The organism is Bacillus sp. Marseille-Q1617, assembly GCF_903645295.1.
Taxonomy (GTDB): domain Bacteria; phylum Bacillota; class Bacilli; order Bacillales; family Bacillaceae_B; genus Rossellomorea.
Window position 1 is genome coordinate 420,610 of sequence record NZ_CAHJXM010000002.1, and the last position, 17,823, is coordinate 438,432.

Below are 17,823 nucleotides of genomic sequence, written 5' to 3' on the forward strand. Positions count from 1 at the left end.
TTAAATAGTAAAAATATGGTAATATAGTAACTGATTACAAGATAAAAGAGGATTCTGTCAAAAAATCTCGAAAAGTTAGTTATATAGAGGGAAGAAAAGGGGCGAGAAAAACAATGAGTAAAAAACTTGTCTTCGGAATACTGGGCAGTGTACTTTTCTTGACTGCACTCGGTGTATATATCGCAGTGGGAAGTTTGGACCGGCCTTCAGAAGGTGTCAATTCCAGTGAAACCACAGCGGAAACAAGTGAGGGGGCAGCGGAAACGGATACAAATGAAACAGGCAAAGAGACAGGCACTTCCAACCCGTTTGAGCCAAAAGTGAAAACGCCATTAAAAGAAGAGCTGATCCAGCAATATATCCATGCCATGAGTCATCAAAAGGTCGCCGCAGATGAAAAATGGTCATTCTTTGAAATCACGGAAGAACGGATAGACTTTCTCCTGGGACAATTAGAGGTCAATAACTATAAACACGGTCGTCTTTATAAAGAGATTTTAACAAGCTGGAAAGAGGGGGATTTTTCTGAAGCGGATAGGCAGCATAACGCAGTATGGAAGCTGCAGAACGGTTCCATTGGGGAAGCAAAGGGATTATTATCTCCAAAAGCGGAAGAAGCGTATCTTCAAAAGCAGAATAAAGAATCCAGATAGAAAACACCCCCGCTAACGGTGATAAGCGGGGGTGTTCATATAAAATGATTAAACTTCCAGATGTTCTTGTAAAGTAGTTTGAATCGAATTCAATTCCTCATCAGGAATTACATAATAATAGATTCCATCGATCTTTGTTCCAGAGCCGTTCTTTATCTGAATCTGCTCGATGTCTTTTGAAGCAGCTTTATAATGCTTCTGGATATCGACCATTTCATCGAATGTCAGGTTGGTCTTCACATTATTGCCTAATGCATCAAAGATATTATCGAAATTCCATAAACTTGAGACGCTTGCTCCTTCGCGGATGACTCCTTGTATGACCTCGCGTTGACGCAGCTGGCGTCCGAAATCTCCGCGTGGATCTTCATATCTCATTCGGGAGAAGGCTAGTGCTTCTTTACCGCTTAGCTTCAGCTTTCCTTCAGCGAAAGAATGTCCTTCATAGCTGAAATTCAAGTCATTGTTTACGGTTACGCCACCCACAGCGTTCACGATGTCTTTGAATCCTTCCATATTCACCTGTACATAATAATCCACCGGTATATCAAGAAGACCTTCTACTGTATCCATCGCCATTCCCACTCCGCCGAATGCATAGGCATGATTAATTTTATCTTTCGTGCCGCGTCCGACGATTTCAGTCAACGTGTCACGCGGGATGCTAATCATTTTGACGGATTCTGCCTCGGGATTCACGGTAAGCACGATCATTGAATCTGAACGGCCTTTGTCATTCTTGCGTTCATCAACACCCATTAATAGCACAGAGAACGGTTCTCTCTCTTTGAACTCGATGTCTTTCGTACGTTTAGAAGATTTATCGCGTTCAATCGGAGTGTGCATGGTTTCAACAGCTTTATTTAACGAGTGATAAATGCTATATGCATAGACTCCGCCTGCAACAATAAATAATAGTAGAACAATGCCGACAATCTTTGGCCACTTGCGTTTCTTTTTTCGTGTATGTTTTTCCATTCTCATTTTCTTTTCCCTCACCTTTACTTAACCTAATCCATAACATAGCAGATTGAGGACAAATTGCATAGATGTTTTTAACAATATTTATCAGTGGAATGGGTTACTCATTTACAAAGTAATCAACCAAATAGTCGGACCAGAGTTCATGGCCTTTTTCGTTAGGGGTATCCTGGGACTCGATTAAATAATCAACCAGGGTTTCATCTTCCGGCCAGGCTGTCCAGTGATCCAGGTAAGGGATCCCTTCTTCTTCCGAGAACTCTTTCAGCGAGTCGATCTGTTGAGGATAATAAGTAGCCCCTGACAGTGGATGAGGAGGCTGAAGAATCAGAGTGCTTTCTTCATTCGCTTCACCAAGCTGACTCATGAACATCAGGATACTTTCGTGGTTCTGTACGGTACCGACACTGTTTGAATTGTCCACTAAAGAGAATGGCTCCAATAAGACCAGGTCTGGTTCATATGAAAGGACTTCTTCGCTGTCCTCTCCATTAATAAAGTCGATTGACGTTACATCCTGTTGGAAGACAGTGACTTCCATTGTGCTGCCGTATTGATTATGGAGTGTTTCTTTCAACTGAGGCGCCCAGCCATTTTCGCCATCCCCTAAAGCGGGAGAGCCGACGATGGCCACTTTAAATGTTTCTTCTTCTTTCATTAAAGAAATAAATCTCTCCTGTGCTTCTTCCGGCCAGTTAGAAATAAGAGATTCAATATTCCCATCCTTCTCTGCTACTTCCGGTTCTTCTTTTTCAATTTCTGTTTCCGTCTCTTCGACATCTACTGCTTTACCTGCTGTCTCATCAGTGGTAGCGGAAATAGATGTCCTTTCTTTCCAATACATATTCCCAAGAAAGAGAAAGACAGCACAACTGATGGCTAGAACTGTGACTAAAAAGCTTTTCATTACAAATTCCTCCCGAATAGGTAAAAATAGACAAGAAATAATATCCAATTATGAATAATCCCTTTTCAAATAGAAATATTTGTAGTTTAATAGTATAAGTGTTTAAATATTACAGTTTAATTAAAATTATGACAACAAATGATAAAAAAAACAACAAAATATGCTATTATTTTACTTATTTTTATTTAGGAGGACATTATGGAAGAAACAATCAGTTTGCGAGAGTTAATGGAGACGCTGAGGAAAAGGATGCAATTTATCCTGATGATTACTTTAACCGCTGTAATTGTAAGCGGAGGGGTAAGCTTCTTTCTATTAACACCTGTCTATCAATCCTCAACTCAGCTTCTAGTCAATCAATCAAAGTCGGATCAGCCGGCTTATAATATAGGAGAAATTCAAACGAATCTTCAATTGATTAACACATATAACGTAATCATGAAAAGTCCTGCTATCTTAGAGAAAGTTATTTCTGATCTGGACTTAGACATTACGGCATCTCAATTAAATGAAAAACTAACTGTCGCGAGCGAAAGGGATTCACAAGTAATCAACTTGTCTGTGCAAGATACTGATCCGAAGAAAGCCGCTGCCATTGCAAATAAAACAGCAGAAGTCTTTCAAGAAGAAATCGTAAAAATCATGAACGTTAATAACGTAAGCGTCCTGGCCAAGGCTGAAGTTGGGGAAGATACATCACCGATTAAACCAAAGCCACTTCTTAATATTGCTATTGCTATGGTCGTGGGATTAATGGCTGGTGTCGGTATTGCGTTCTTATTGGAATACCTCGATAACACAATTAAGACAGAACAAGAAGTAGAAAAACTTCTGGGATTACCGGTTCTGGGTTCAATCACTAGAATCAAAGATCAAGAAGAGAAGGCCAAGAGCCGTGCACAACAACGCAGATCAAGACTAAGGGGTGAGAGAGTTGGCTCTTAACAAGAAAAAAGTAAAGCAAATGGTGAACACAAAACGTAAACTAATTACGAAAACAGATCCAATGTCCCCTATATCCGAACAATATAAAACCATTCGAACGAATATAAACTTCTCATTTATCGATGAAGAGTTGAAATCTTTAATGGTTACTTCATCAGGACCGGGAGAAGGGAAGTCTACAACCTCTGCCAATCTGGGTGTCGTATTCGCTCAAGAAGGAAAGAAAGTTCTCCTGGTAGATGCTGATATGCGTAAACCAACCGCCCATTATACATTTGGATTAAATAATACGTATGGATTAACGAGTGTGTTAACCAGACAGAAACCATTAACTGAAGTCACTCATTCTTCGGATGTGGAAAATTTGGACTTACTCACCTGTGGGCCGATTCCGCCAAATCCGGCAGAACTCCTCAATTCAGTCAGAATGCAATATTTCTTTAAAGAATTATACGAAGAATATGACATGGTCATTTTCGATACACCACCTGTATTAGCGGTAACAGATGCCCAAATACTTGCGAACCAATGTCAAGGGACTGTGCTAGTAATCAGTTCGGGAACTACAGAAGTGGAGAGGGCAGTTAAATCAAAAGAACTGTTGGAATCTGCTAAAGCTAAACTTGTTGGAGTCGTGTTAAATAATCGTGAAATGAAAGATACGGATTATTATTACTATGGTGGTAAAAATTAACATGAATTCGACAAATTTCTACTATTTACATTTTCATCCTTTCCGTTAAACTATATAATGTTGCAGTATTGAGTCGAAAGAACTAAAGGGGGAGTCGACATGATCGATATACACAGCCACATCCTACCAGGGATTGACGATGGTGCCAGAACAATGAATGACAGTATAGATATGGCTAAGCAAGCTGTATCTGAAGGTATCCATACCATCATCGCGACTCCTCATCATATGAACGGAAAGTACGACAACCTAAAGTCGGACATCCTTCCACTCGTAAGTGAACTAAATGAAACATTAAAGCAAGAAGCGATCGATCTCCAAGTGTTGCCTGGACAGGAATGCCGTATCTACGGTGAAATTCTTGAAGACTATCAAAAAGGTGACATTCTAACACTAAACAAAGATTCTCAGTACTTGTTTATAGAATTCCCATCAAACTCAGTTCCTAGATATGCTGAAAGGTTGCTTTACGAGCTTCAAGTAGAGGGACTAACACCAGTGATCGTTCATCCGGAAAGAAATGCAGAACTAATTGAACGTCCTGACAAGTTGTATAAATTCGTTATAAACGGAGCTGCTACACAATTGACAGCTTCCAGTCTCGTTGGGTATTTCGGTAAAAACATTCAAAAATTTTCTCAGCAAATGATCGAAGCAAACCTGGCGCATTTCATTGCTTCAGATGCGCACAACATTAATAACCGAACATTTAAGATGGAAGAAGCGATGAACTACGTAGAGAAAAAGTTCGGTATAGACAGTCTCTATTACTTTACAGAAAATGCGGAAATGCTTGTAGATAATAAAACCATATATAGAGAGGTTCCGGAAGAAATCAAAAAGAAAAAATTCCTTGGAATCTTCTAGTTTATAAAACTCCTAATAAGGTCCTAAGGTACTATTGTCGTTGGTGGAATCCATATGAAGTAAACAAGACAACAGTAGATATTTTGGGGATGTCTCCTAACCACTATCAATGGAGGCACTCGGTCACGCCGTGGGTAAGCGAATAGCTTTACCTTAGACGCCGGTCGTCGATGGCGGGATGTGAGGAAGGGTTAAATGCCCACATTTACTATTTTATAAGACACAAGTAATGAAATACAATGAAAACGCTTTATGTAATTGGTGGTTAAGATTCCAATTTGATACCTAATGAAAGAACATTTGGAAATTGTGTTTTTTCATTAGGTATTTATTGTATCGATTTAAATTTTCATAAGTATAGGGGGAAATAAATTAATGAAAAAAGTAAGAAAAGCAATTATTCCAGCTGCTGGATTAGGTACACGTTTTTTGCCAGCTACAAAAGCTATGCCTAAAGAGATGTTACCAATAGTGGATAAACCTACAATTCAGTACATAGTGGAGGAAGCTATTGCCTCTGGAATAGAAGATATCATAATTGTTACAGGTAAAGGGAAACGGGCTATTGAAGATCACTTTGATTATGCTCCAGAACTTGAGAGGAACCTTGCTGAAAAAGGTAAAAATGATTTATTAAAAAAAGTTCAACACTCAAGCAAGCTGGCAAATATTCACTATATAAGGCAGAAAGAACCCAAAGGACTTGGTCATGCAGTTTGGTGTGCTAGAAATTTCATAGGAGATGAACCTTTTGCTGTTTTATTAGGAGATGACATTGTAGTAAGTAAGGTTCCGTGTGTTCAACAACTTATTAATCAATATCAAGAGACGGGAAGATCGATAATTGGCGTACAAACAGTAGACTATAGCCAAACTAATCGTTACGGAATAATCGATCCTCTATATAGTGAGGGGAGTAGCTATCAAGTTCGTAGGTTCGTAGAAAAGCCAGAAATTGATTCTGCTCCATCAAACCTTGCGATAATGGGGCGTTACTTACTTACCCCAGAAATTTTTGAGTTACTTGAAATACAGGAAGAAGGAGCAAATGGAGAAATACAGTTAACGGACGCTATACAAAGATTAAATGAAATTCAGAATGTATATGCTTATGAGTTTGAAGGGCAACGCTACGACGTAGGTGAGAAATTAGGTTTTATAGAAACTACTATAGAATTCGCTCTCAATAATGATGAATTAAAGATACCATTATTAAAATATTTGAAGAAAACTATTGAAAAACAAAAAATAAATATATAGGAAAAGAGGATTGTCAATGGGGGTAAAACTGAGTAACGAAAATTTTTTTAAAGAATATTCTATTGCAATGGAAAATAGCGTTAAAGACTCTTTTTTAAACAAGGAAAGTAAAAGATATATCTATACTGTTGCTAAATCCTTGATAGATATATTATTGACACTTATAGCACTTCCGTTTGCATTGTTAATAGTTTTTCTTTTTGGAGTTTTGATAAAGATTGAAACTCCCGGTCCAATTTTCTTCTTTCAAGAGAGGGTCGGCAAGAACGGGAAGTATTTCAAAGTAATTAAATTAAGATCAATGAGAGTTGATGCGGAAAAGAATGGGGCGCAATGGGCAACAAAAAATGATCCTAGGGTGACTAAAATCGGCAGTTTTATTAGGAGAACTAGAATAGATGAATTACCTCAACTTATTAATGTCCTAAAGGGAGAAATGAGTTTTGTAGGGCCACGACCAGAACGTCCTTTTTTCACTGCAAAATTTAATGAAGAAATACCTGGTTTCATTAATAGACTTTCAGTTAAACCTGGCTTGACAGGGTGGGCTCAAGTAAATGGGGGATATGACATTACTCCTGAGGAAAAATTGAAACTAGATATTTATTATCTTAATAACAAAAGTCTAAAATTGGATATGGAAATCCTTTATAAAACAATAATTGTGTGTCTATCTGGGGCTGGTTCAAGATGAGATAATATTATGAGATATTTTCAACTTACAGTGAATATTTTTTAACTAGCTCGCTTAAAGGAGAAAAACTCAAATGAGAAAAGATAAGCTCATTAGTACATTAATGGGGATTTCAATATTTGGAATTGTTTTTGGGGGAGCCCTAAAAACAATTCCTTTTCTTGGCTTAGGTTCAATCATTAACCTCGCCTTTTTACTACTGATAACTGTTTTAGCTGTTTTTCAGGGGAAGGGATCTATCAATTTCGAATCCAAAATGGTATTTGGTCTTCTATTCATTTGCTGTGTTTATGTACTTTATTCTATTTTTGTATACTCACATGAAGAAGAATATTTAAAATATTTAATCAAGTTCATAGGAATGACTTATGCAATCATTATAATTGCGGTTTTTGCAAAGAAGGAAGACATTAATAGTTTTATAAACTTTACTTTAGTAATAGCTCTTATTTTATTAGTATTTGACCTATCAGGTTTGAAAGCAGTAGGGGATGATGTGAATTACTTAACCAGGCCTCACCTTTACGGGGCGGCAACTTGTGTTCTCATGGTGAAGGCATTAAATTCAATTAAACAATTTTTTGTAAACTCCATTCTAATTATTTTGTACATCTATGTAATTATTGATTATGGAAGTAGAGGCCCACTTCTTTTTATTGGATTCACATTTATTCTGATTGCCATTTTGTTCAGTAAAAATAGAGTGAGAAATACAATATTTCTATTAATAATAAGCGTTATAGTTAAGTTCAATATTGAAACTATTTTGGAAAGTAATCAATTGCTTGTATATAGATTTAATCGTTTATTCTATTCAATAGAAGAAGAACCAAGATTTCAATTGTATAGTAAAACTATAGAATATATTCTAAATAATCCTTTAGGCTATGGTTTTTATGCCCATAAAACATTAATAGGGGAAAAATATGTAGAATCATTCCCTTTAGAAATGTTATTGAACTTTGGAATTATTACTTTTATTCTATTTTTATATTTATTAGTACGATTACTAAGATATGTAATTAATCACTTAGGCGATACTTCTAAAATAAGTTTGTTTACTATATTTATTTATTTACTCCTAAGTTTTAGTAGGAGTTGGTCATTTTCTGATGGAATGGTGTTATTTATTATATACTTATTGATATTTATTAAAAACAAAAAAGGTGATAATAATGTTCTCGGTAATAATTCCTACTCATAATAGACTAGATTTATTAAAAAGGGCTTTAAGCTCTTTAGAAAAACAAACATATAAAGAATTTGAAGTAATAGTAATTGATGATGGTAATACATTAAATAAACACGATAAAGAAGAAGTACTGTCTTTCAAATTAAACATAAAAATATTGAATAATAAAGAATCTAAAGGGCCGTCAGAATCAAGAAATTTAGGAGTTTCTAACGCAAAGTATGAGTGGGTAGCCTTTCTTGATGATGATGATGAATTTGTAGAAAATAAACTTGATACTATTAAAAAACATATCACCTTAAAGAATCCAGATTTAATACATCATGACGCTACAATTAAGATGGTTCATGAAAAATTCAATTATAAAACTAAATCGTTTCAATCACTAAATTACCAAAACGATTTATTTATAAAAAACATAATTGGTGGTACTCCTGTTGTTGTAGTGAAAAAAGAAATACTAAAAGAAGCTGGAGGTTTTTCAAAAGATCTTGAAGCATTAGAAGATTATGAACTTTGGATAAAAATTTCAAAAAATACTAACAATATAATTTACTTATCTGAAGAACTAACATTATGCAATTACTATACTCGAAAAAAAAGTGTTTCTAAAAACATTGAGAATAATAAAAATGCTTTGAAAAAAATATATAATAAATATGAAAAAGAAATAAGTAATTTAAACAATTCTCAAAGAAAAAAACGAAAAGTTTGGATTTACGATATGCTTGCTCATAAGTATCTCTGCTTATACCAAAGAGCAAGTACTTTATATTACTTAAAATCTTTTAAAACAATTCCTAATGTTTCAAAGATCTTAGTAGCAATAATAAGTCTGATATCTCCCAAAATGGTTTTTTATTTTAGGTCAAAATTATAAATATAGGAGAATATTATGAAATATAACCCAATAGAAAAAACTATCGCCAAAAAACTTGATAGTAATCCACATCTAAAAAACATTGTAAAAAATATGTATCAACGTCTAATTTATATAAAATATAAAAAATCTAGAGCTTATGAACTTAATAATAATATCGACATAAGCGCTGCTAATATTGAAAAAGAATTTTTTTATGGTTACTATGACAAGTCTCCTTGGTTAAATGAAAATATTCTATATCATGAAGTAATAAATAACTCTTCTAAGGTTAATCTTGTGTTATGGGAAACTGCGAACAAGAAAAAGAAAATAATAGGTAATTCGAATGCGTGGAATTTCCAACAAGGTTCCATGCTCCAATGGATAGAAGAGGACAAAATCATCTTCAATGATATTGTAGAGGACAAACTAGTAGCTAAGGTTATTTCACCTGAAGGAATCATATTAAATGTCTTGGATTATCCTATTCAGGCATTAAACCCAAATGGGAAAAATTATTTAAGTATAAATTATAAGAGGCTTTTTGATTGTAAAACTGAATATGGTTACGAAAATCATTTGATAAACTTTAGTGGGGAAATGGAGTTAGAAAAAGATGGCATATGGATGGTGGATATAGATACAGGAAAATCAAGTTTAATAATTGACTTACACACTTTAATAAAACATGATTCCAGAGTAGAAATGCAAAAAGCTGAACATTTAATAAATCACATTATGTATTCTCCTAAAGGCGATAAGATTATCTTTATGCACCGTTGGATTGGACCTAAAGGTAAATTCTCTAGGTTATATTTATATGATCTTGACAGTAAGAAATTAAAAATTTTATTTGATGATAGGATGGTATCTCATTGCTGTTGGTTAGATAATAATAATATAATTTTATGGGCAAGAAAAATTGAAATTGGCGATAGGTATTATATCTATAATGTAAATAAAGGAGATATTGGTGTTATTGGGGAGGGTGAACTGGATAGTTTTGGAGACGGACATCCCTCTATTTCTCCTAACAAAAAGTGGTTATTAACAGATACTTACCCAGATAAGTCCCGACATAGAAAATTACTACTTTATAACTTAGAGAATAAAGAATTATTTAACATTGGTTCTTTCTTTTCCCCTTGGAAATACAATGGGAAAAGAAGGTGTGACTTACACCCTAGATGGAGTCCAGATGGTAAGAAGATATCTATTGACTCCACTCATGAGGGAATGAGGAAGAGTTATATACTAGACTTATCTGTATTTTTTAAAAAGGTTGAGGATTATGGAAAATAAAATAACAATTATCTTAGCCACATATAATGCTGAACAATATTTAAACGATTGTCTTAACAGTATTTCATCACAATCTTATAAGAATTTTAATGTAAATATTATTGATGACCATTCAAACGATAATACAGTAAAAATTATAAAAGACTGGTGTGAAATAGATCCACGATTTAATTTAATTGATATTCACTCTCAAAATAAAGGGTTAACTTATACGTTAAATGAGTTATTAGAGTCCAGTGATTCTGAGATTATTGCAAGAATGGATGCAGATGACTTGATGATGGTTAATCGATTAGAAAAACAATATAAATTCCTTATAGAAAATCCTGAGATTAGTGTGGTTGGTTCTTGGGCTATTGAAATCGACGAGGATAATCACTTAGGTAAAATAAGAAAAGTTCCAATGAGTAATAAGAGTATAAATAAAGTAATTCCTTTTGTTAACCCAATTATTCACCCATCGGTTATGTTCAGAAAAAATGATATAGTTAAGATTGGTTCTTATAATGAAAAATATCGTTTTGCTCAAGATTATGAACTTTGGTTTAAGTGTGTAGAGAATAAACTTAAACTGTTTAATATAAATGAACCTCTTATAAAATATAGAGTAAGCAGCAAACATGTAGAAAAAAGAAAAATTAGTTATAGATTAATAGATTTTAAAATTCGTTGGCAAGGAACGAAGAAGTTAAAGATTATCTTTCCAGTAAGAGTTTTTTCATCTATAATTCCTATTTTGCTCGGTATAATCCCAAACAATATTAAAAGAATTGCTTTAAAATATAGTCATAAAATTGATCCAAGATATCTTAAAGAATAAGGGATGTAAAAAAGATATTATTATAAAGATTGCTGTCTGCAAAAATAAATGACCTGTATTTAGGTCATTTATTTTATATGAAGTATTTAATATTGCAAAATGAAAATTTGAGGAGTTTCATAATGAAAAAAATTCAAATTGATGAAATAGTAATAATAATTCTAAATTATTCTAATTACAATTTAACAAAGAATGCTGTAAACAATTTATTGTTAAACGCTATAAAATACCCGATTGTTATAGTTGATAATAACTCACCAAACGAAAGTTATTCAATTTTAAAAGATTACTATAGTGATAATACTAATATACATGTTATACAAACGAAAAATAATGGTGGCTATTCCAAAGGTAATAACTTTGGAATAAAATATGCTGAGAGCAAATATAAAAATTTAAAATATATATGTATTATGAATCCAGATATTGAACTAAAAGACTCTAAAATTATTGATAATTTAATATTACTATTAAACTCTTCTTCACAATATGCTTCAGCTACGGGCATTCAGATTTTAAATGGACAAAAAGTACACGGATGGGAATTGCCCTCATATCTAACGCTTATTTTTAAAGAGAGTATATTGTTTAATAAGTTAAATTTTATGAAGAAAAGAATGAAAGAAAAAGTTAATGAATCAATACTTGAGCAAGAAGTTCTATCGGGTTGTTTTTTTGTAATTAATAAAGAAATATTCAAAGATATAGGGTATTTTGATGAAAATGTTTTTCTTTACTTTGAAGAAGATATATTGTCCCATAAATTAATGCAAAGAGGCTGGAAAAGTGTTATAGATTTAAATCAATCTTTTTATCATAATCACAACCATAAAAAATCTAGAACTTTAAAATCTTTGCTAAAAGACTATTCAATATTTGTAGAGTCTAAGAAATATTATTGTAATAAATACATGAAGAAAAAACCTGATTTACTATTCTATATTAGTGCAATTTTTCATAAATATGTTGAATTGCCTTTAAAGTATCTTATTAAGTATAAAATAGGTATGTAAAAGTTTATGAAAAAAATGGAAAGAGGCATATAAGATGTTTTCATCTATTAAAAAGAAACTAAATTTGTACTTGTTAAAAAGAAAATGGAGAAAAAAAAACTCACATAATAAAACCACTATTAATAGCATATTTCCTTTTGAAGTTGTTGATGTGGGTAACTATACCTATGGAACTTTAAATATCAGTTATTTTGGAAGTGAAGATGAGAAGTTAGATATTGGAAATCTAGTGTCAATCGGTGGAAATGTATTATTTATGCTGGGAGGAAATCACCAATATAATACGTTAACAACATATCCTTTTAAAGTAAAAGTATTAATGGAGAAAAGTGAAGCTTTAACAAAAGGGCCAATTATAATTGAAGACGATGTATGGATAGGAAATAATGTAATAATTTTATCAGGAATTAAAATAGGAAAAGGTGCTATTATTGCTGCTGGAAGCGTAATAACAAGAGATGTTGAACCTTACAGTATAGTTGGAGGGAATCCAGCTTCATTAATTAAATATAGATTTGAAAAAAGTCTTAGAGATAAATTAATAGAAATAGACTTAGGTGAAATTGATGATCAACTTATACAAGAAAACCTAGACTTATTTTATACACCAGTAGATAGTACTAATATTGCAAAAATAATTAAAAAGTTATCCTAAAAAGGATAACTTTTTAGAATAAAAGGTGAATTTCTTGAAGCTTGTAAAAGATATACTAAAGATGCTTAATTCTAATATTCTTATGTTATTGAGTAACATACTAATAAGTATATTGCTCCCTATGACATTAAGTGTTGAAGGGTATGGACAATACAGGCAATATATACTATATATTGGATATATTGCAATTTTAAATTTTGGATTTATAGATGGAATATATATAAAATATGGTGGCAAGGATTTAAAAAGTAATAGTAAAGAAATAAGACAAGAACATAAATTTTTAATATACTTCCAATCGATTATTACTATTATAATGGTGAGTTTTTCGATATTAATAGATGATAAAATCCTTTTATTGCTGTCTTTTTCTATTATTCCTTTGAACATTGGAGGTTTTCATAAAATACTTTATCAGTCTACAGGACAGTTTTCTCTATTATCGAAAGTAAATATTTTCTTTTCCGTATTTAATCTTATATTTGTAGGGGCTTTAATGCAATTTAATATTGAGAATGCTTTTTATTATATTTTTTCAACCCTTTTAGCTCATACCTTAATACTGCTAATAACTGAATATCACTTTATAAAAACTACTAAAGAGTTTATTAATAGTTCTAATATAAAATATCTAGAGCACTTTAAAGTTGGTATTTTTATTTTACTGGCCAATTTGTCGATACTTCTTTTTAATAATATGGGAACCTGGATAGTTAATATATTTTTAAGTATACAAAAATTCGCCAGTTATTCCTTTGCCATGTCGATGTTAAATATGATATTAATAACTGTGAGTTCCGTAGGATTAACGTTTTATAATTTTTTAGCAAGAAATGAAGACATAAAGATCATAAAACTAACTAAAAATATTTTAATAATACTAGGAGCTTTAGCTGGGAATTTGTTTTTTTTCTTGAAATTTTTCATTATACAATTTATTCCCAAATACACAGAATCTCTAGAAATAATAGCTATATCATTAGTTAACTTACCATACATCATGATAATAAATGTAATAATTAATAATCTTTATAAGGCTAGAAAAAAAGAAAGAAAGTTTCTTTGGGTTGTACTAAAAATGCTCTTTGTAAGTTTTTTGTTAAATATATTATTCTACAAAATCTTTAATTCTTTAGAGATGATTGCCTTAGCATCCACAATCAGTTTTATTTTTTGGTATTTCTACTGTATCAATACTGATTTTAAGTTCATTAAAAGTGGATTAAAAGAAATCTCTTTTTTGGTTTTACATTTTATTTTATTTTTAGGATGTGCTAACTTCCTAAACTTATTTTTAGGCTGGATTATATATTTTGTTTTAATATGCATTTTTATTTTCTTTTTTTTCTACAAGGATATGAAAGGATTTTTAATAATATTAAAAAATAACTTGTAGGTTTAATTTTTTCATCTATTTTCTAGCGAAAAGATTTTATTTTGTTTTAAAGAGGCTTAAAATAGGTTTCTTTTTTAATTTAAATTTAATATATTTTGGAAAAATTATGACTATTTTAGTAACTGCTGGTACCGATAAAATAAACTTTAAATAACTTAGAATTGTAAGATTAAAAAACTAAAGTTTTTACAATCAATTAATTTATCTATATTTATAAAGAAAGAGGTAGAGTTATGAAAGGGATTATATTAGCTGGTGGTTCTGGTACGAGACTTTATCCATTGACGATGGTTACAAGTAAACAATTGCTTCCTATATACGATAAACCAATGATCTATTATCCATTATCTACACTAATGTTAGCTGGTATAAACGATATCTTAATAATCTCCACACCAGAAGACACACCAAGATTTGAAAATTTATTAGGAGATGGATCCCAATTTGGGATTTCACTTAGTTATAAAGTTCAGGACAAGCCGGATGGATTAGCTCAGGCTTTTTTAATTGCCGAAGACTTCATTGGTGAAGACTCTGTTGCGATGGTTTTAGGGGATAACATTTATTACGGAAGCGGTATGAGAAAAATACTACAAAGAGCTGCAAATAAAGAAAGTGGTGCTACCGTATTTGGGTATCATGTACAAGATCCTCAACGATTCGGTGTTGTAGAGTTCAGTAAGGAGGGAAAAGTAATTAGTGTAGAAGAAAAACCAGAAGTGCCAAAATCTAATTATGCCATTACCGGGTTATATTTTTATGATAATCGTGTTGTTGAAATAGCTAAAAATGTTCGCCCTTCCGCCCGGGGTGAACTTGAAATTACCTCAATAAATGAAGCATATCTAAAAATGGGAGATTTAGATGTCGAGTTATTGGGGAGAGGTTTTACTTGGTTAGATACTGGGACACATCAAAGCTTAGTTGATGCAACAAACTTTGTAAAGACAGTTGAAGAGCATCAAGGTATTAAGATTGCAGCTCCTGAAGAAGTTGCGTTTATTAATGGTTGGATTACCAAGGAACAATTATGGGATTGTGGCGAAAAACTTAGTAAGACAGGGTATGGTCAATATTTAATGAAAGTTGCAAATGGTGAAATACAATATTAAGCAGTGAAAGAAGTGGTATTATATGAAATTTACTAAAACTAATTTAGATGACCTAGTTATCGTTGAGCCTAAGGTATTTGGAGATCATCGTGGCTGGTTTATGGAAACATATAATAAAGAGAATTTTTCTGATGAAGGGATAAATATTAAGTTTGTCCAGGACAATCAATCATTCTCAGCAACAAAAGGTACTCTTAGAGGACTGCATTATCAATTAAATCCAAAAGCGCAGACAAAATTAGTTCGTTGTACTAAAGGAGCAATTTATGATGTTGCCGTTGATATACGAAAGGGCAGTTTAACTTTTGGAAAATGGTTTGGAGTAGAGTTGACAGCAGAAAATAAAAAGCAATTACTAATCCCAAAAGGTTATGCTCATGGGTTTATGACGTTAACAGAAGATGTTGAAGTGCAATATAAAGTAGACGAGCTTTATGCACCTGAATGTGACAGAGGTATCACGTGGGATGATCCTGAAATTGGAATAGATTGGCCAATAGATATTAAGCCTATATTATCAGAAAAAGATAAAAAAGCACCATTACTAAACAATGCCGAAAATAATTTCGTGTACGGAGAGTAGTATCATGAAAATACTAGTAACCGGATATACAGGTCAACTTGGCTATGATGTTTTTCACTATGGATTGCAACAAGGTTTACAAATGGTAGGAGTGGGATCAAAGGATTTAGATATAACGAGAAGAGAAGATGTATCTCAATATCTAAATGAAGTCAAGCCAAATGCAATTATCCATTGTGCTGCCTTCACAGCTGTCGATAAAGCTGAAGATGAAAAAGATATATGTCGAAGTGTCAATGTTGATGGTACAAGGAATTTAGCTGAAGCAGCTCAAGACATTAATGCGAAGTTTATGTATATCAGCACAGACTATGTGTTTAGTGGAGAAGGTCAAACGCCATTCAAGGAAACAGAAGAACCTGGGCCAGTAGGTCATTATGGGAAAACAAAGCTAGAAGGGGAAGAAGTACTAAAACAACTATTAAATAATTGGTTTATAGTCCGTATTTCTTGGGTTTTTGGTATCAATGGTAATAATTTTATTAAAACAATGTTAAGGTTAGCAGAAACAAGAGATGAATTAAATGTGGTAGGCGATCAATTTGGTTCACCTACTTATACATTTGATTTGGCAAAATTATTAATTGATATGATTAAAACAGATAATTATGGAATTTATCACGCCTCCAATGATGGCTTTTGCAGCTGGGCTGAATTTTCTAAGGAGATTTTCAGACAAGCAAATCTCAGTATTAAAGTGAATTCTATTTCTACAGAGGAATACCCTACACGAGCTGTTCGTCCTAAAAACTCACGAATGTCAAAACAAAAACTGATTGAAAATGGATTTAGTCCGCTACCTAGCTGGCAAGATGCAGTTACGAGATATTTAAATCAATTAACACAAGAGGTGGAATAGATGGAAAATAAAAAAGTACTTGTTACTGGGGGCGCAGGGTTTATTGGTGGAAACTTTGTCCAGTACATGGTGGATAAATATACAAATTACGATATTTATAATTTAGATTTACTGACATACGCCGGAGATTTAACAAAGCATCAACAAATTGAATCAAAGGAAAACTATCATTTTATAAAAGCAGATATAACAGATCGTGATTCAATCATCCCTCTTTTTGAAAAAGAGCAATTTGATTACGTGGTTCATTTTGCGGCAGAAAGTCATGTGGATCGCTCAATTACCGACCCGGAAATTTTCATGGTGACAAATGTACTTGGAACACAAGTATTGTTAGATGCTTCCAAACTAAGTGGTGTATTAAAGTTTGTTCATGTATCAACTGATGAAGTTTATGGTGAACTAGATTTTGATCCATCAACATTCTTTACTGAAAATACTCCGATACAACCTAATAGTCCATATAGCGCAAGTAAAGCTTCATCCGATTTAGTAGTTCGTGCTTACCATGAAACATATAACATGCCTGTTAATATTACTCGCTGCTCGAATAACTATGGGCCATATCATTTTCCTGAAAAGTTGATTCCTTTAACAATATCTCGGGTTTTAAATGAACAAAAAGTACCGGTTTACGGTGATGGAGAGAATATTCGAGATTGGTTACATGTTATTGATCATTGTGCTGCTATTGATCTAGTTATGCATGAAGGTGTAAAAGGTGAGGTTTATAATGTCGGAGGCCATAATGAACGGACAAATTTAGAAGTAGTTAAGACGATTATTAATACATTGGGGAAGTCTGAGAATTTAATTGAGTTTGTTAAAGATCGTCTTGGACATGATAAACGGTATGCTATTGATCCAACTAAATTAGAACAATTAGGTTGGAAACCAACATATACATTTGAAACGGGTATTGCACAAACTATTCAATGGTATCTAGACAACAAAGAATGGTGGGAACAAATTATAAGCGGGGAATACCAAAATTATTTCGAAAAACAGTACAGTATTTAATATAGAAA

The 17,823-nt window shown here is 32.6% G+C and carries 19 protein-coding genes; 17 read left to right on the forward strand and 2 right to left on the reverse strand.

Annotated features, from left to right (window positions below; all coding sequences use genetic code 11):
• Positions 1-113: 113 nt before the first annotated feature.
• Complete coding sequence (locus HWX64_RS13625) at positions 114-653, forward strand: DUF6241 domain-containing protein (protein ID WP_175990093.1); 540 nt, start codon at positions 114-116, stop codon at positions 651-653.
• 48 nt (positions 654-701) lie between these two features.
• On the opposite strand, the gene HWX64_RS13630 is transcribed toward HWX64_RS13625, so the two are convergent.
• Together HWX64_RS13630 and HWX64_RS13635 are read right to left on the reverse strand one after the other, a co-directional pair.
• A complete protein-coding gene (locus tag HWX64_RS13630) occupies positions 702-1,637 on the reverse strand; it encodes a LytR family transcriptional regulator (protein ID WP_175990094.1) in 936 nt (311 codons plus the stop codon).
• A 97-nt stretch (positions 1,638-1,734) separates the two neighbouring features.
• The gene (locus tag HWX64_RS13635) at positions 1,735-2,541 is read right to left on the reverse strand and encodes an SGNH/GDSL hydrolase family protein (protein WP_175990095.1); all 807 of its coding nucleotides are present in this window, start codon (positions 2,539-2,541) and stop codon (positions 1,735-1,737) included.
• A gap of 198 nt (positions 2,542-2,739) precedes the next feature.
• Between HWX64_RS13635 and HWX64_RS13640 the strand changes: the two genes are divergently transcribed.
• The 16 genes from HWX64_RS13640 to rfbB all read left to right on the forward strand — a co-directional run bounded on the left by HWX64_RS13640 (position 2,740) and on the right by rfbB (position 17,815).
• Positions 2,740-3,486, forward strand: coding sequence for a YveK family protein (locus tag HWX64_RS13640; RefSeq protein WP_175990096.1), 747 nt, complete (start codon positions 2,740-2,742; stop codon positions 3,484-3,486).
• A 19-nt stretch (positions 3,487-3,505) separates the two neighbouring features.
• Entirely contained in the window at positions 3,506-4,180 is a 675-nt protein-coding gene (locus tag HWX64_RS13645) for a CpsD/CapB family tyrosine-protein kinase (protein WP_303049491.1), read from the forward strand.
• A gap of 99 nt (positions 4,181-4,279) precedes the next feature.
• Positions 4,280-5,047, forward strand: coding sequence for a tyrosine-protein phosphatase (locus HWX64_RS13650; protein WP_175990098.1), 768 nt, complete (start codon positions 4,280-4,282; stop codon positions 5,045-5,047).
• Positions 5,048-5,422: 375 nt separating this feature from the next.
• A complete protein-coding gene (galU, locus tag HWX64_RS13655; protein ID WP_175990099.1) occupies positions 5,423-6,307 on the forward strand; it encodes a UTP--glucose-1-phosphate uridylyltransferase GalU in 885 nt (294 codons plus the stop codon).
• Positions 6,308-6,374: 67 nt separating this feature from the next.
• Positions 6,375-7,001 (forward strand): exopolysaccharide biosynthesis polyprenyl glycosylphosphotransferase, encoded by a 627-nt coding sequence (locus tag HWX64_RS13660; protein ID WP_254871192.1) that lies wholly within the window; start codon positions 6,375-6,377, stop codon positions 6,999-7,001.
• A 73-nt stretch (positions 7,002-7,074) separates the two neighbouring features.
• The gene (locus HWX64_RS13665; protein ID WP_175990101.1) at positions 7,075-8,205 is read left to right on the forward strand and encodes an O-antigen ligase family protein; all 1,131 of its coding nucleotides are present in this window, start codon (positions 7,075-7,077) and stop codon (positions 8,203-8,205) included.
• On the forward strand, positions 8,177-9,073 hold the full coding sequence (locus tag HWX64_RS13670; protein ID WP_175990102.1) for a glycosyltransferase family A protein: 897 nt from the start codon (positions 8,177-8,179) through the stop codon (positions 9,071-9,073). Before HWX64_RS13665 ends, HWX64_RS13670 begins: the two co-directional genes overlap by 29 nt.
• Before the next feature lie 15 nt (positions 9,074-9,088).
• Positions 9,089-10,357 (forward strand): hypothetical protein, encoded by a 1,269-nt coding sequence (locus HWX64_RS13675; protein ID WP_175990103.1) that lies wholly within the window; start codon positions 9,089-9,091, stop codon positions 10,355-10,357.
• The gene (locus HWX64_RS13680; RefSeq protein ID WP_175990104.1) at positions 10,347-11,177 is read left to right on the forward strand and encodes a glycosyltransferase; all 831 of its coding nucleotides are present in this window, start codon (positions 10,347-10,349) and stop codon (positions 11,175-11,177) included. Before HWX64_RS13675 ends, HWX64_RS13680 begins: the two co-directional genes overlap by 11 nt.
• 122 nt (positions 11,178-11,299) lie before the next feature.
• Positions 11,300-12,190: a glycosyltransferase gene (locus HWX64_RS13685; protein WP_175990105.1), complete on the forward strand. Its 891-nt coding sequence runs from the start codon at positions 11,300-11,302 to the stop codon at positions 12,188-12,190.
• A 34-nt stretch (positions 12,191-12,224) separates the two neighbouring features.
• Positions 12,225-12,845: a CatB-related O-acetyltransferase gene (locus HWX64_RS13690; protein ID WP_175990106.1), complete on the forward strand. Its 621-nt coding sequence runs from the start codon at positions 12,225-12,227 to the stop codon at positions 12,843-12,845.
• 34 nt (positions 12,846-12,879) lie between these two features.
• Entirely contained in the window at positions 12,880-14,241 is a 1,362-nt protein-coding gene (locus HWX64_RS13695) for a hypothetical protein (RefSeq protein WP_175990107.1), read from the forward strand.
• Between the two features lie 233 nt (positions 14,242-14,474).
• Entirely contained in the window at positions 14,475-15,353 is an 879-nt protein-coding gene (gene rfbA / locus HWX64_RS13700) for a glucose-1-phosphate thymidylyltransferase RfbA (RefSeq protein ID WP_175990108.1), read from the forward strand.
• Between the two features lie 22 nt (positions 15,354-15,375).
• A complete protein-coding gene (gene rfbC / locus HWX64_RS13705) occupies positions 15,376-15,936 on the forward strand; it encodes a dTDP-4-dehydrorhamnose 3,5-epimerase (RefSeq protein ID WP_175990109.1) in 561 nt (186 codons plus the stop codon).
• A 4-nt stretch (positions 15,937-15,940) separates the two neighbouring features.
• Entirely contained in the window at positions 15,941-16,795 is an 855-nt protein-coding gene (rfbD, locus tag HWX64_RS13710; protein WP_175990110.1) for a dTDP-4-dehydrorhamnose reductase, read from the forward strand.
• Positions 16,796-17,815, forward strand: coding sequence for a dTDP-glucose 4,6-dehydratase (gene rfbB / locus HWX64_RS13715; RefSeq protein ID WP_175990111.1), 1,020 nt, complete (start codon positions 16,796-16,798; stop codon positions 17,813-17,815).
• The last annotated feature ends 8 nt before the right edge of the window (positions 17,816-17,823 follow it).

What these genes read in the sequence shown, in the direction of transcription:
- rfbB (WP_175990111.1), top strand. Translation starts at nt 16,796, where the DNA reads ATGGAAAATAAAAAAGTACTTGTTACTGGGGGCGCAGGGTTTATTGGT.
- HWX64_RS13630 (WP_175990094.1), bottom strand. Translation starts at nt 1,637, where the DNA reads ATGAGAATGGAAAAACATACACGAAAAAAGAAACGCAAGTGGCCAAAG.
- HWX64_RS13690 (WP_175990106.1), top strand. Translation starts at nt 12,225, where the DNA reads ATGTTTTCATCTATTAAAAAGAAACTAAATTTGTACTTGTTAAAAAGA.
- HWX64_RS13645 (WP_303049491.1), top strand. Translation starts at nt 3,506, where the DNA reads ATGGTGAACACAAAACGTAAACTAATTACGAAAACAGATCCAATGTCC.
- HWX64_RS13670 (WP_175990102.1), top strand. Translation starts at nt 8,177, where the DNA reads ATGTTCTCGGTAATAATTCCTACTCATAATAGACTAGATTTATTAAAA.
- HWX64_RS13665 (WP_175990101.1), top strand. Translation starts at nt 7,075, where the DNA reads ATGAGAAAAGATAAGCTCATTAGTACATTAATGGGGATTTCAATATTT.
- HWX64_RS13640 (WP_175990096.1), top strand. Translation starts at nt 2,740, where the DNA reads ATGGAAGAAACAATCAGTTTGCGAGAGTTAATGGAGACGCTGAGGAAA.
- HWX64_RS13685 (WP_175990105.1), top strand. Translation starts at nt 11,300, where the DNA reads ATGAAAAAAATTCAAATTGATGAAATAGTAATAATAATTCTAAATTAT.
- HWX64_RS13650 (WP_175990098.1), top strand. Translation starts at nt 4,280, where the DNA reads ATGATCGATATACACAGCCACATCCTACCAGGGATTGACGATGGTGCC.
- HWX64_RS13660 (WP_254871192.1), top strand. Translation starts at nt 6,375, where the DNA reads ATGGAAAATAGCGTTAAAGACTCTTTTTTAAACAAGGAAAGTAAAAGA.
- HWX64_RS13625 (WP_175990093.1), top strand. Translation starts at nt 114, where the DNA reads ATGAGTAAAAAACTTGTCTTCGGAATACTGGGCAGTGTACTTTTCTTG.
- HWX64_RS13675 (WP_175990103.1), top strand. Translation starts at nt 9,089, where the DNA reads ATGAAATATAACCCAATAGAAAAAACTATCGCCAAAAAACTTGATAGT.
- galU (WP_175990099.1), top strand. Translation starts at nt 5,423, where the DNA reads ATGAAAAAAGTAAGAAAAGCAATTATTCCAGCTGCTGGATTAGGTACA.
- rfbC (WP_175990109.1), top strand. Translation starts at nt 15,376, where the DNA reads ATGAAATTTACTAAAACTAATTTAGATGACCTAGTTATCGTTGAGCCT.
- HWX64_RS13635 (WP_175990095.1), bottom strand. Translation starts at nt 2,541, where the DNA reads ATGAAAAGCTTTTTAGTCACAGTTCTAGCCATCAGTTGTGCTGTCTTT.
- rfbD (WP_175990110.1), top strand. Translation starts at nt 15,941, where the DNA reads ATGAAAATACTAGTAACCGGATATACAGGTCAACTTGGCTATGATGTT.
- rfbA (WP_175990108.1), top strand. Translation starts at nt 14,475, where the DNA reads ATGAAAGGGATTATATTAGCTGGTGGTTCTGGTACGAGACTTTATCCA.
- HWX64_RS13680 (WP_175990104.1), top strand. Translation starts at nt 10,347, where the DNA reads ATGGAAAATAAAATAACAATTATCTTAGCCACATATAATGCTGAACAA.